Raw genomic sequence first — 12,215 nt, forward strand, 5'->3', positions numbered from 1 at the left:
AGACGACAGTCCTCAAGCAACCAAACTTTAATAAACAGTTTTTGGTTCGTGCTAGATGCCAGGGTGGCATTCACAGGGCTTTTTCCGGTTTTTTCTCTTTCCTAACTCGCAGTTATCGAAGGCTTTCCTCTGGAAAGGGCATTCGAGGCGAGTGGAGGGCTCCATGCTAAGATGCAGACAAAGCCGGGAATACACTCGTGAAATTTATCGATAGCCACTGCCACTTTGATTTTGATGCCTTTCAGCCAGATCGCGCTCAAGTCTGGCAGCGATGTATTAATTCAGGAGTAACTCGCCTGATTATTCCGGGAGTTTGCCGAGCACAGTGGCATCCACTTACAGCTTTGACCGGTAGCCAGTCGGGATGGTACGGGGCTGCGGGTATTCATCCATGGTGGGTAGCAAAAGAATCAAACCCCGATGGGAGCCTGATTCAACCTGAAGCGCTTGGTTGGGCACTTTCTGATTACCTTAATTCGAATCATTGTGTTGCCGTTGGAGAGTGTGGCCTTGATGCAGCTATTGAGACGCCTATTGAAATTCAGGAAGCAGTATTTAGAGTACAGCTGGAAGTCGCCAGTGAATTCGAATTACCGCTGATATTGCACGTGCATCGGACACACAATGAGGTGCTGAAGCTCTTGAAACAGTTCCGCCTGCCCCGAGGAGGTGTGATCCATGCATTTAGTGGCAGTGAGCAGATGGCTATGGATTACTGGAAAATGGGTTTTTATTTGGGCATCGGTGGCACTATTACTTATGCGCGCGCGGCGAAAACCCGCCGAACTGTGTCGCAGCTGCCCATTGAGAGCCTGGTACTTGAATCCGATGCGCCAGACATGCCTATTTCGGGCAGGCAGGGGTTGCGCAACAGTCCGGAAAACCTGCCGTTAATAGCCGCAGAGCTGGCTAAGTTACGCGGTGTCTCCCTGCAGGACATTGCGGATAAGACACAAAACAATACTGAGATTTTATTTTCCTTATGAGTTTTTCTGCAGAACACTTTAAGCAGCAGTTCCCGCTTTTTGCCCAGGAAGAAAATGCTGGGCTGGTTTATCTGGATAATGCGGCCACAACCCAAAAGCCGATGCCCGTAATTAATGCCGTGCGTGATTACTATATCCATAGCAGTGCTAATACTCATAGGTCTAGCCACCGTCTAGCTCGGAAGTCCACTGAAATGGTGGAGCAGGTTCGTAAGAAGGCTGCGCAGTTTGTGAATGCCGCCAGCGAGAGAGAAATTGTATTTTGTCGCGGCGCCACTGAAGCCTTGAACCTTCTTGCCCACTGTCTTTGTAGTGACATGGAGCCTGGAGATGAAATTGTTATTTCCACTGCTGAGCACCATGCCAACATTGTTCCCTGGCAAATGGCAGCGGAACGGTATCATCTGACTTTGCGCTTTGTCCCCCATACTGCTGGTATCCCACAATTTGACCGTTTGGGTGAAGTGCTGAGCGAACGCACCCGGGTGGTTTCCCTGACCGGTGGCTCGAACTCTATTGGCCTGCGACCCGACTTGGAAGTGATCCGCCAATTGTTGCGGCGTAGACACATTATGTGGATCGTTGACGGTGCACAGTTGGCGGCCCACGAACAAATAGATGTGCAGAAAATTGGCTGTGATTTTTTTGTTTGTTCAGCCCATAAATTTTATGGGCCGAGCGGAGTAGGTTTCCTTTATGGAAGGGAGGCTGTCTTGGAGTCTATGCCCCCATGGCTGGGGGGGGGTGAAATGATCTCAGAAGTGGAACTGCATACCAGTCGCTATGCTGGCTTGCCGCATAAGTTTGAAGCGGGGACATCGCCACTGGCTGCGCTTGCCGGTCTTGGTGCTGCGATCGACTTTCTCGCCCAACAGGATCGCCGGGCGATGGAGGAGCATGAGCAGAAGCTTGTACGCTGGCTTCATCGCGAGTTGAGGGCTTCGCCAAACTTCCGTCTGATTAGCCGGGTGCACCACAACCTGGGAATTGTTGCTTTTGTGCCAGTGTATGGCAGTGCAGCTGATTTAATGCATTGGCTGGATGAGCGGGATATTGCCGTGCGTGTGGGGCATCATTGTGCGCAATTGCTCGGGCGAGCTAGTGGTAACCTGGTGACAGTGCGTGCTTCCGTTGCGGCGTATAACACAGATAGTGATATTAGGGATTTTTTACAAGCACTTGAGGATTACTGTGAAGTGCAGCAAGTGTCCGCCTCGGGGCTGGAAGATGAGAGTAACAGTTGGGACCTGGATGACTTTTCCACGTTATTGTTGGAGCGCTTGACATCCCAGCGTAATTGGCAGGGGCGCTACCGCGAACTTTTACTATGGAGCAAAGTCGTGAGTGCGAAACCTGAGATCCGCAACCCGGAAAATCTGGTACGCGGCTGTGAGTCAGAGGCTTGGCTGGTACACAAGGAGAGGGAGGGGCGCCATTATTTTGGTCTTGATAGTGATAGCCGTGTGGTGAAAGGACTTGGGGCCCTACTTCTTTCCCAAATTGATGGTCGTACCCTGGAGGAAATTAGGGCGCTTGATCTGCCCCAGCTCTTTAAGGAGTTGGGGCTTAGTAAACACCTCAGTCAATCGCGCACTAATGGCTTCTACGCCTTGTTGCGCCGTGCTTTGCACCAGATAGAAGACGGTACTGCTGAGGTTTAATGGGTTTAGCTACCCTGAGGAACAGGATTTTTGCCCGCTGCCCCTTTCGATACCAGGGGCTTAAGGCCAAACAATAAGCGCAGCAGAGGTATCCGCCTAATGAGCAACTCGTGGATAGCCAGGCATCCGACAATTGTGATTGCCAATACAAGTAGGGGCTCAACTATTGGCCCTAAAGACAAACTCCTCAATTTAAAGATCGCCGTTACGGTTATTGTCTGGTGCAATATGTACCAGGGGTAGACTGCTTCTGTTGCATAGGGTAACCAGGAGAAAGGTCGATTGAGGTAGTGATTCCCCCAAGCCAGTACTAGCAGCAGCCAAAGCCAGCGGTTGGTATAGATAATTATCAGGTTGATAAGTGACTGACCTGGAAATGAATTTTCCTCTATTGTCCGAGTAAAAAGCAGGAACAGGCCGAAGCAAGCCGGCGCAGCAAACAGAAGGAAAATACGCAGACGTGTCAACAGTTGCCAGGGTGCCTGGCTACTCACAAGCAGGTAGCCAATAAAGAAGAATGTAAAGAACTGGGCATGGGTGTACCAGTCGCCTACTACTGCGTAGTTAATACCGCCGAAGTGTGGGAAGAGAAAGAGGCCATACAGGGTCAGTGGAAGGAGCGGCAACAATACTAGGTGCCAGGATTTGATACCAGATATCCAATGTTTCAACAGTGACTGCTTGTTTCGCAGGTAATGGGCAACAGGGATAATGACTAAGGTGTAGCAGAGCAGGTAGGGCAGGTACCAAAGGTGATTCCAGGTGAAACCAACATGGCTGCCAGCAAAGCTATCGGCAGGCCAAGGTTGAAAGGAGAAGTAGCGCCAAAGGAAACTCAGGTAGCCGGGCTCTATCACGCCATTGCTGAGCGCTTCATAATAGGCTTGTGGTGGCACTATAACGAGAATGCCAAACAGTAGGGGAATCAATAGCTGCTTCAATCTGCGCAGCAGGAAGCCGGTACTCCCCAACTTGTTAAACAGAAAGTGAGTCGCCGCACCGGAGATCAGGAATAGTAGCGGCATGCGCCACTGATTCACCGCCAGCATGATGAGCTGTAGAGTCTCACTTTGATTGGCACTTTTTACATGCCAGCTCCACTCGGCGACATAAGCCATTCCCAGGTGATATAAGATCAGCAGGCCAAATGCTATTACGCGTAGGGCATCGATATCGTAGCGACGACGAGAATTGTTTTCCATTTTTTCCTTCTTATGGGCATGGTTCGAGTAGTCACTATGCTTCCCTCTTCAACACGTCGCACGCCACTACAAAGGGTCGATTGGTCCCTGTTTGGGTACCAGTGGTGGCTTTTAGGGATAAATAGCGGATAGACTGCCGCTGAAAATTCATACAGGGCTGAATTAAATGACGGTGCAGAGGTACCTGGCGCGCAGACGGTTACATGAAGTGGGATTCTGGGCACTGTTTTTTCTCGTGCTGTGGCTGGTGCAGTTTGCGGTGGAATATCTCGAACATCATGGTGGAGAGTCAGGCTTCGAGCCCTGGGAGTTCCTGGTTTGGGAGGGCACCAGTATCCTGGTGATAGCCATGTTGCTTCCCTTGTTATTGGCATGGGATCGCCGATTCCCCCTGCAGAAGGGAAAGATCCGGCGCAACCTGTTGATCCATTTGCTGTTTACCCTGCCGTGGTCATTGCTACATGTTGTCGGTATGGTGGTATTGCGCACCGGGATCTATCGCCTGGAGGGTGGCTCTTATGACTTTGGCAATTGGCCTGTAGAGTTTTTCTATGAATACCTCAAAGATTTCCGTACATATGGTTTTCTACTAGGTTCAGTTTATTTGTATCGCTTCCTGCTACTTCGTTTGCAGGGAGAGGTATGCATGTTAGAGCAGCCGGATGATGGGGAGTCAGTAGATCTGATTGAGCGCCCCGAGCGGCTTCTTGTGAAAAAGTTGGGCAAGGAATTTTTAGTCAATGTGCGGGATATCGAGTGGGTAGAAGCCGCTGGAAACTACGTTAATCTGCATCTGGAAAACAGGATTTACCCTTTACGGGGCACCATGGCAAAGTTGCAAGAGCGCCTGGATCCAGATTCATTTGTGCGCGTACATCGCTCTTATATTGTGCGTCTGGACTCTATCGCTGAAATTGAGACCCTGGACAGTGGCGATGCGCGCATTCGATTGTCAAATGGACAACAGGTGCCTGTGAGTCGACGTTATCGCGATCGCCTTAGAGCCCAATTGGTGACGGCTTAACTTTTCGATTGAAGGAGTCGCTCAATCGCTTTACTGGCAGCGATAAAACCAAAGGTACCCGTGACCATAGTGGCGGCGCCAAAGCCGCCACTGCAATCCAGCTTAACCCCATCCTGCATAGCGCTCTTCTGCTGGCAAACCTGGCCATCAGGCTTTGGGTAGACCATTGCTTCACTTGAATAGATAGCATCAATGCCAAACAGGCGCTTGCGGCTTTTCTGGAAGTTATGGAATCGATACAGGTGCTGGCGTACCTTGGCCAACATAGGGTCATTGATAGTTCGCCCGAGATCAGTGCATTCAATAGCCTGGGGTGAGCATTTGCCTCCGGCGGAGCCTACGGTGATCAGGCGCAGTTTTCGCGCTTTGCAGTAAGCTATCAGAGCGGCTTTTACCCGGGCGTTATCGATAGCATCGACAACAATGTCGATGGGCATTTTACCTGGATCGATTAACTCGGCCAGGTTATCTGTGGCGATAAAGTCCTCAATGGAATTGACCTGAATTTCGGGGTTGATCTGCCGCAGGCGTTCCGCCATTACTTCAATTTTCATGTTGCCAATGGTGGTAGCCAGCGCGTGGCTTTGGCGGTTAGTGTTAGTAATACAGATATCGTCCAGGTCGATAAGGGTTAGGGATCCGACTCCACTGCGGGCCAGAGCTTCTGCAGTCCAACTGCCTACGCCGCCAATGCCGATGACCAACATATGAGCGCTGCTCAATGCTTCCAAAGCGCGATTGCCGTATAAGCGGCCGATACCGCCAAAGCGTTGAAGGTATTGTTCAGACTGGCTCATTGGGGTTCTCTTCCGATACTTCTTCCAGAAAGCGATGCTCGTCTGCAGCTCTTGGCAGCAGGCAACTGTTACGTCGGCCAAACCAGCGATACCGGTTACGGGCGATCAGGTCATACAGGAGATCGCGTGCGGGACGTGGAATGTATCGCAAAAGGGCAATTAAACGCCAGTAGCCGGTAAGGGAGGCTGCGATACGCAGGGCAGCATCACTCTTATGATATTGGCGGAATGAGCCATTTTCGCGCTCCAGCAAAACCATTGTTTCAAAGTCCTGCAGAGGCATTCCCAGTTTCTGGAGAAGATACTGTCCTGCGGCTGACTGCGCTCGACAGAGGGTGAAATAGTGTTCCTTGTCATACTTCAGCAGCAGGCGGCTCCAGCCGTTACAGAGGTTGCAGATGCTGTCGAAGATAACGATCTTTTTGGGAGTGGGGGGGAGCATAACTAAGGAAGGGCGGCCCAAAGGATAAAGCTGGCTCCAGTACCGCCCGGCAGATAGATTAATGCACGTGGCCGTGGTCAATTTCCTCTGCAGAGGCTTCGCGCACGGAAACCACTTCGATGTCGAAGTGCAGTTCAACGCCAGCCAGTGGGTGGTTGCCGTTAATTGTCACCTCGTCTCCGTCGATATCAATGATTTCCACTTCGATGGGGTGGCCGTCAGTGCTCTCAGCGCGGAATGCCATACCCACTTCCAGGTCTTCAACTCCACCGAATGCACTGCGTGGCATTGTTTGGATCAGTTCAGGGTTTTGCTGGCCGTATCCATCCTCAGGGGCAACAACGGCTGTGAACTTGTCTCCAGGTGCTTTTTCCAGCATTTCCCGCTCGAGACCTGGAATAATATTGCCGACTCCCTGCAGGTACTTTAGCGGCTCGCCATTGGCAGAAGAGTCGATGACTGTACCGTCTGCATCTTTCAGGGTGTAGTGAATTTCCACAACTGTGTGGTTGGCAATCTTCATGGATAATCTCTGATTTAGAAGCGTAAGTGAAGTAGCGCTTACCGCTGCGCTGGAAAACGGAAGGTAAAGGCTGTGAGGCATCAATTGTATTGAGAGGTTGGGCGCGCCGCAACATACGCGGAGCGCTCAAAAAATCAACAGGCGATGGAAAGGTCTTGTTCGCAGCCACCGTAGAGGCTGCTCGCGGTCCGAACGAGATTTTCACTTAATTGCCAAGGGAACCCCAGTTCAACCAGGCGTTCCGCAAGGTACTCAAGTAGAGCATCGAACAAAGCTGGATTCAGGCCCCGAGCAAGGAAGCTGGCCCGACTACTGCGGTCCGGTTCGGGCTGCTCTGAAAGTGCGTGGTTGAGGAATTGAGCCTGGCGGCTCTGTTGCTTACGGTGATCGCAGGTTTCGTAATTTGATAGGTGGCGGCCTATGGCCTCGTAGAATTCACTGACTGTGCGATTTACAAATTTAGCACCACCGACCTGATCTAACAGGCTGTCCATATCTCTCCCCCCGGTGAGCAGTAGGTATTTAAATAAAAAATTCCGCAGAGCCGAAAAATATTGTGATGGCGATAGTGCACAAAGTGCGTTGGCTCAATGACGGTACAACATTAATTGGTGAGCAGCCTAAGACATATCCGCCTGTACTGCCAACTTGCTTTAAGAAAATTGTCATTCTGTTCGACAGGTTGTTGTACGCTTGCTTTTATGAACGCCAAATAAAAAATCGCGATTTGTGTTAGTGTTTTTTTACGCGCGACGCTGTGTTTTTATCTCTCGGTGTTAGACTGCACGATTGACCCAAGTACAAAAAAAGCAACTGAAAAGGATGATTTATGGCAAGTATTTTTACTCAAATTATAAATGGGGATTTACCTGGGCATTTTATCTGGCGCGATGATAAAGCGATTGCGATTATGACAATTGCCCCAATTAACCCGGGACACTGTTTGGTAATTCCGGTAGAGGAAATTAATCACTGGGATGATATTCCTGCTGATCTTGCGGCGCATTTAATGCTTGTTGCACAAAAAGTCGCCAAAGGCCTAAAGGCGACTTATTCACCAAAGCGTGTAGGTGTGATGATTGCTGGGCTGGAAGTTCCCCACACCCATTTACATTTAATTCCTGTGAATGAATTAACGGACTTTGATTTTTCCTTGCAAAAATCTGCTACGCCTGAACAGTTGGCAATTGAAGCTGAAAAAATCCGTACGGCTCTGAAAGAAATGGGTTGCAATGAGGCTGATTGCGCTTGATGGGAAGTTGATAAACAACTACTGACTGAATGGTCTGCTTTCTTCCTGGTGAAAGTTATTTGAAGGCGGTGCATCCAAACCAGCTTCTCAGGTAGTCTAGTAGAACGTAACGGTGATAATTACGAGAAACCTGCAATGGCAACTTTGAAAAAAGCTTTTTTGGCCCCAATACTCGCTCTGCTGGCTGTGTGCTCTGTCTACAGTACCTCCGTTCAGGCTGAGAAAATGGAAAGCAAGACCTTCGACGTCAGTGACTTTACCCGGGTGTCCCTAAAGGGGAGCTCCCATGTTGAGGTGATTCAGGCAGACCAATTTGCAGTGAGTGCAACGGGGCCGGCTGAAGCGATGCCCTACACCAAGGTGGTGGTAAAAGGCGATACGCTTGAGCTGTCGGTGGAAGACAACACCCAGCGTTGGTTTGGTGTGGTTACTATCACTCGCGATCAGGAAGTGCACTTTACCGTGAAGATGCCGAAGATCGAGGGACTTTTGGTCACAGGGTCTGGAGATGCTAATGCCGACAGCATTGAAAGTGAAAACCTGGATCTCGGAGTCAGTGGATCTGGTGCGATTTATGTTAAAAAGGCTGCCGCAGAGACCCTAAATGCATACGTAACGGGTTCTGGTGATCTGCTGGTAGACAAGGCGCTGGCAGTGAATGGAGAGGTGGCTATCACCGGTTCCGGTGACCTACATTTTCGCAGTATTACCGGGGAAAGCCTTTCCGCGGCTATCAAGGGCTCTGGGGACATGAAGGTTGGTGGTCGAGTCGCCAGCGTCAATATCAACATTATGGGTTCTGGGGACTTTGCTGGACGCGGTCTGCGCGCTGATAATGCCTCTGGTTCGGTGATGGGGTCCGGAGATATTGTCTTAAAACGTCCACAACGGGATTCTTTCTCGGTGATGGGCTCTGGAGATGTCGCCCTGGTCGACTGATCCCGGTTGCTTATAGCCATATGCGTATTGCCTATTCAGCATTGCGCCTCCCATACGAGACCGGCTTTGTGCCGGTTTCGCTCGTTATTTAGGAAGTCACTTCCCATATGGAACCCCAGGTAGTAGAGCCTCGGCAGCAAGGCCCGGACAGCGACATAGATCAAAACAGCAGTCGTGCTAAACGCTTTAAGGAAAAGTTGCGCAACTGGGGGCGAGGAGCCCAGGAGAAGTCCCACTGGGCAGCAGAGCGGCTGTTGGATCGCCGTGTATGTATTGGGGTGACAGGGCTCAGTGGCGCGGGTAAGTCGACACTCCTTACCAGTTTGATCTATCAACTGAGTCATCCGCAAAAAGCCCAGTTACCCGGATTTGCCCCGGCGTTAAATGGTGATCTGCTCGGTGCCGAATTGAGGCCAGCCCTCGATTCGGGCCTTCCGGTATTTGACTATCAAAGTTGCCTCGATGCACTGATGTCAGAGCCACCTCGCTGGCCGCAGAGCACGCACGATGTTTCGGCTATGGAGCTCCATATTCACTTGCGTAGCCACCGGCGCTTTCGGGGCAGGGGTTATAAAACCCTGGTTCTGGAATTGCGCGACTACCCGGGGGAGTGGTTAATGGACCTGCCCCTGCTGCGGATGGATTATCGTGAATGGTGTCGTCATCAGGCGCATATCATCGGCTCTGACACCAGGGCTGGTCTGGCTCCCGAACTCGTAACACGCTTAGCTGCTCTGTCACCTCGATCTCAGGCCAAAGAAAGTGAGCTTGCGTCACTCTGGGAGGATTACAGGCGATTCCTTCAGGATTGTAGGAAAGAACGGAAGCTCAGTTACCTGCAACCTGGGCGAGCCCTTCTCGATAATGAGGATTATGGGGTACTGCCGTTACTCGATTTACGTGAGTTAAGTGCCGATGAGTTGGCGGCGATGCCGGATGACAGTAACTACCAGGTATTGCGACGCCGCTATGAGGCCTATGTTCAGGGACAGGTAACCCCCTTCGTTGAGAGCCATTTTCGCCATCTGGATAGGCAGTTGGTGTTAGTGGATATGATTGGCACATTGTTTGCCGGAGAGCAGGCCCTCGATGATATGCGCCTGGCTTTCACTCATATCGCAGATACTTTCCGCTACGGTGAGTCCGGCTTACTGAGTAAACTTTGGCGCCCAAAAGTTAACCGGCTTCTATTTGCTGCGACCAAAGTGGACCAGGTTCTGGCGGCAGATCATGATGCGCTCCGCCAGTTACTCGGGCAGCAATTGCAGCAGACATTTACCGGTGCTAGACATCGTGGTCTTCCCATTTTTAGTGAGGCAATTGCAGCGGTGCGCTGTTCTCGGGAAGATCAGCGCAATGGTCGGCGCATGCTCGTGGGCCACGATCTCAAGGGGCGTTATTTGGGGTTTGAGAATGCAGAGATTTTCTCACGTCTTCCAAGCGAGGAGGACGGCTGGAGCCACTACACCGGTGCAGCACCTCCACAGCTGCGCCCTCCCCAGGGAATGGATTCCGGTACTATTCCCCATATCCGTGTCGATGCGCTACTGAATTTGCTGCTTGGAGATAAAGTTTGATGCAAGGTGACAATAATGAGACACAGCGGCGAACCACACGTATAGAGTCATTACAGGAACCTGAAAGAGAGGTGCCACACAGGGATACGACGCGGGTTGAAGCCTTACAAGAGGAGCGGGGGGATATTCCCAGATCCATCACAACTGGAGAGTCTCTACCGGATCGTATTGCATTTTCAGAGTTGCGCCTGCCAGTTTTCCGGCTCAAGTGGTTGAAACCCGCACTTCTTTCGGCACTGGCGCTTACGGTGGGGGTGCTGGCGTGGGAGTTGCGGCAATTATATACCTGGGCGGCGGATAAACACTGGAGCCTGGGAGCCCTTGCAGGCGTGGTTATTGCGATATTTGCAGCCGTCATTGTCAACTCTGTGTGGGAGTTCTTTCGCGCTGGTCGTCCTCTGCGAAAGCTTGAAAAAACCCAGTCGATGGCTGCGGAGATGCGTGATTGTCGCAGTCACAAAGAGGCGGAGCCATTTCGTAAGCAGTTGCAGGAGCACTTTGCCAACAAGCCCCAAGGGGTCCTGCTCAATCGTGTGCTTGATGAGGCGCCGGACTACTTTGATAGCAGTGAGCTGCTCCAGCATCTCGAAGTGACCTTTCTAGACGCCCTTGACCAGGAAGCGTTGCGACGTGTAGTGCGCCACTCAACAACAACCGGTGCACTGGTGGGGTTGAGTCCGTTTGCTAGTATTGACATCCTGGTCGCGCTGCGCCAGTCACTTCGTATGATTGATGATGTGGCACAAATTTATGGGGTGCGTCCATCGCTCGTCGTGCGTTGGCGTCTCTTCAAGAAGGTACTCGCCCTTGTGGCCTACAGTGGTGCCAGTGAATATGCCATAACAGAAATTTGGCCAGAGCTGGTTGGGGATAGCGTGCTCAGCACGTTTTCGGCGCGCCTGGGACAGGGGGTTGGAGCCAGTCTGTTTGTTGCACGTATTGGTCTGGCAACCATGCAGAGCTGTCGGCCTATCCCATTTGCGGACAAGCGTCGTCCACGCCTGGGCTCCGTAATGGCACGCATTGGGCTGGGACTGAAGGAGAGGATGCCCCAGCTCTTCTCTGCTGTAGGATTTGGCCGTAAGGAAGCGGGGCCTACGCGCAAAGAGCATACAGGGTTTTCCCGTTCTAGCGGTGATTAGCTCCTCCATTTTCTCTAAAAATCGCCCAGCCCAAATATGGGGAAGGGCCTGAGCTGGGTAATCAGGCCCCTCTGTAAGAGACAGAGCTTTCTTGGATTTTTTACTGGAACTGCTTCTTCATCAGCATGCGGGTATGGTGTCGGTCTACCAGTTGGGCCAGGGCTTCAAAACGACGCTTAACATAAGGGGCAGGGTTGTTATTTCCCGCATCGTCCCGATATTCAACTCCAGAGCGAACGTGTTGCAATTCACGGGTTAATTCAGTGATCGCGCTAAAGATGCTTTGTGTGTCATCTTCGCTGTGAAAAACATAGGTTTGTGCAGTGTCTTTGAGGTAATTATTGCACTCATTCAACCACTCGAGGCGCTGTTCCAGAAAGCGTATGGTATTGCGGATGCCCCCTTTGTATTCGGGGTTGAAGTGCTCATTGATATACTTGTCGAGACTGCGCATGCCTGAATCGACGAACTGTTCCACCAAGCTGCTGCAGTACTTTTCGGTGAGGTAGGATGGATGGGTATTTGCGATGCTCTGAGTGCTGGTAAATAGCAGGCATAGGAGCCCGGTGGCCCGTAGAAATACTGAGATAGGAGAGTTCATATTCTTGCCCATGCGTTGCTCTTTTTTTGTGACGGTTATTCTATCCGCCTAACACGCATTATTGGTTTA

The 12,215-nt window shown here is 51.2% G+C and carries 13 protein-coding genes; 7 read left to right on the top strand and 6 right to left on the bottom strand.

The window, feature by feature from the left end; genetic code table 11:
• The first annotated feature begins 197 nt into the window (after positions 1-197).
• Complete coding sequence (locus ACJJI7_RS14420) at positions 198-986, top strand: TatD family hydrolase (RefSeq protein WP_020414798.1); 789 nt, start codon at positions 198-200, stop codon at positions 984-986.
• Positions 983-2,647, top strand: a complete 1,665-nt coding sequence (locus ACJJI7_RS14425; protein ID WP_444901872.1) for an aminotransferase class V-fold PLP-dependent enzyme — start codon at positions 983-985, stop codon at positions 2,645-2,647. The genes ACJJI7_RS14420 and ACJJI7_RS14425 overlap by 4 nt, the downstream gene beginning before the upstream one ends.
• Before the next feature lie 5 nt (positions 2,648-2,652).
• Here ACJJI7_RS14425 and ACJJI7_RS14430 read toward each other — a convergent pair whose 3' ends face one another.
• Positions 2,653-3,849, bottom strand: a complete 1,197-nt coding sequence (locus tag ACJJI7_RS14430) for an acyltransferase family protein (protein ID WP_020414800.1) — start codon at positions 3,847-3,849, stop codon at positions 2,653-2,655.
• 166 nt (positions 3,850-4,015) lie between these two features.
• Here ACJJI7_RS14430 and ACJJI7_RS14435 point away from each other — a divergent pair, with 166 nt between their 5' ends.
• Positions 4,016-4,873: a LytR/AlgR family response regulator transcription factor gene (locus tag ACJJI7_RS14435; protein ID WP_020414801.1), complete on the top strand. Its 858-nt coding sequence runs from the start codon at positions 4,016-4,018 to the stop codon at positions 4,871-4,873.
• Here ACJJI7_RS14435 and tcdA read toward each other — a convergent pair.
• The 4 genes from tcdA to ACJJI7_RS14455 all read right to left on the bottom strand — a co-directional run bounded on the left by tcdA (position 4,870) and on the right by ACJJI7_RS14455 (position 7,129).
• Entirely contained in the window at positions 4,870-5,670 is an 801-nt protein-coding gene (gene tcdA / locus ACJJI7_RS14440; RefSeq protein WP_020414802.1) for a tRNA cyclic N6-threonylcarbamoyladenosine(37) synthase TcdA, read from the bottom strand. The two genes, ACJJI7_RS14435 and tcdA, sit on opposite strands and share 4 nt — an antisense overlap.
• On the bottom strand, positions 5,657-6,112 hold the full coding sequence (locus ACJJI7_RS14445) for a thiol-disulfide oxidoreductase DCC family protein (RefSeq protein WP_020414803.1): 456 nt from the start codon (positions 6,110-6,112) through the stop codon (positions 5,657-5,659). Before ACJJI7_RS14445 ends, tcdA begins: the two co-directional genes overlap by 14 nt.
• A 58-nt stretch (positions 6,113-6,170) precedes the next feature.
• The gene (locus ACJJI7_RS14450) at positions 6,171-6,635 is read right to left on the bottom strand and encodes an FKBP-type peptidyl-prolyl cis-trans isomerase (RefSeq protein ID WP_444901871.1); all 465 of its coding nucleotides are present in this window, start codon (positions 6,633-6,635) and stop codon (positions 6,171-6,173) included.
• Positions 6,636-6,769: 134 nt separating this feature from the next.
• The gene (locus ACJJI7_RS14455) at positions 6,770-7,129 is read right to left on the bottom strand and encodes a globin family protein (RefSeq protein WP_020414805.1); all 360 of its coding nucleotides are present in this window, start codon (positions 7,127-7,129) and stop codon (positions 6,770-6,772) included.
• A gap of 335 nt (positions 7,130-7,464) precedes the next feature.
• On the opposite strand from ACJJI7_RS14455, the gene ACJJI7_RS14460 reads away from it, so the two are divergent.
• From ACJJI7_RS14460 to ACJJI7_RS14475, 4 genes are all read left to right on the top strand, one after another.
• Entirely contained in the window at positions 7,465-7,887 is a 423-nt protein-coding gene (locus ACJJI7_RS14460) for an HIT family protein (RefSeq protein WP_020414806.1), read from the top strand.
• 135 nt (positions 7,888-8,022) lie between these two features.
• A complete protein-coding gene (locus ACJJI7_RS14465; RefSeq protein ID WP_444901870.1) occupies positions 8,023-8,826 on the top strand; it encodes a GIN domain-containing protein in 804 nt (267 codons plus the stop codon).
• 107 nt (positions 8,827-8,933) lie between these two features.
• Positions 8,934-10,403 carry a YcjX family protein gene (locus ACJJI7_RS14470; RefSeq protein ID WP_444901869.1) on the top strand — a complete coding sequence of 490 codons (1,470 nt, stop codon included), beginning with the start codon at positions 8,934-8,936 and terminating at the stop codon, positions 10,401-10,403.
• Positions 10,403-11,545 (top strand): TIGR01620 family protein, encoded by a 1,143-nt coding sequence (locus ACJJI7_RS14475; RefSeq protein WP_353375089.1) that lies wholly within the window; start codon positions 10,403-10,405, stop codon positions 11,543-11,545. The genes ACJJI7_RS14470 and ACJJI7_RS14475 overlap by 1 nt, the downstream gene beginning before the upstream one ends.
• A gap of 100 nt (positions 11,546-11,645) precedes the next feature.
• On the opposite strand, the gene ACJJI7_RS14480 is transcribed toward ACJJI7_RS14475, so the two are convergent.
• Positions 11,646-12,158, bottom strand: coding sequence for a hypothetical protein (locus ACJJI7_RS14480; RefSeq protein ID WP_020414810.1), 513 nt, complete (start codon positions 12,156-12,158; stop codon positions 11,646-11,648).
• Between the last annotated feature and the right edge of the window lie 57 nt (positions 12,159-12,215).

This window comes from Microbulbifer variabilis (genome assembly GCF_056232115.1).

What these genes read in the sequence shown, in the direction of transcription:
- ACJJI7_RS14465 (WP_444901870.1), top strand. Translation starts at nt 8,023, where the DNA reads ATGGCAACTTTGAAAAAAGCTTTTTTGGCCCCAATACTCGCTCTGCTG.
- tcdA (WP_020414802.1), bottom strand. Translation starts at nt 5,670, where the DNA reads ATGAGCCAGTCTGAACAATACCTTCAACGCTTTGGCGGTATCGGCCGC.
- ACJJI7_RS14480 (WP_020414810.1), bottom strand. Translation starts at nt 12,158, where the DNA reads ATGGGCAAGAATATGAACTCTCCTATCTCAGTATTTCTACGGGCCACC.
- ACJJI7_RS14450 (WP_444901871.1), bottom strand. Translation starts at nt 6,635, where the DNA reads ATGAAGATTGCCAACCACACAGTTGTGGAAATTCACTACACCCTGAAA.
- ACJJI7_RS14430 (WP_020414800.1), bottom strand. Translation starts at nt 3,849, where the DNA reads ATGGAAAACAATTCTCGTCGTCGCTACGATATCGATGCCCTACGCGTA.
- ACJJI7_RS14445 (WP_020414803.1), bottom strand. Translation starts at nt 6,112, where the DNA reads ATGCTCCCCCCCACTCCCAAAAAGATCGTTATCTTCGACAGCATCTGC.
- ACJJI7_RS14470 (WP_444901869.1), top strand. Translation starts at nt 8,934, where the DNA reads ATGGAACCCCAGGTAGTAGAGCCTCGGCAGCAAGGCCCGGACAGCGAC.
- ACJJI7_RS14460 (WP_020414806.1), top strand. Translation starts at nt 7,465, where the DNA reads ATGGCAAGTATTTTTACTCAAATTATAAATGGGGATTTACCTGGGCAT.
- ACJJI7_RS14455 (WP_020414805.1), bottom strand. Translation starts at nt 7,129, where the DNA reads ATGGACAGCCTGTTAGATCAGGTCGGTGGTGCTAAATTTGTAAATCGC.
- ACJJI7_RS14425 (WP_444901872.1), top strand. Translation starts at nt 983, where the DNA reads ATGAGTTTTTCTGCAGAACACTTTAAGCAGCAGTTCCCGCTTTTTGCC.
- ACJJI7_RS14475 (WP_353375089.1), top strand. Translation starts at nt 10,403, where the DNA reads ATGCAAGGTGACAATAATGAGACACAGCGGCGAACCACACGTATAGAG.
- ACJJI7_RS14435 (WP_020414801.1), top strand. Translation starts at nt 4,016, where the DNA reads ATGACGGTGCAGAGGTACCTGGCGCGCAGACGGTTACATGAAGTGGGA.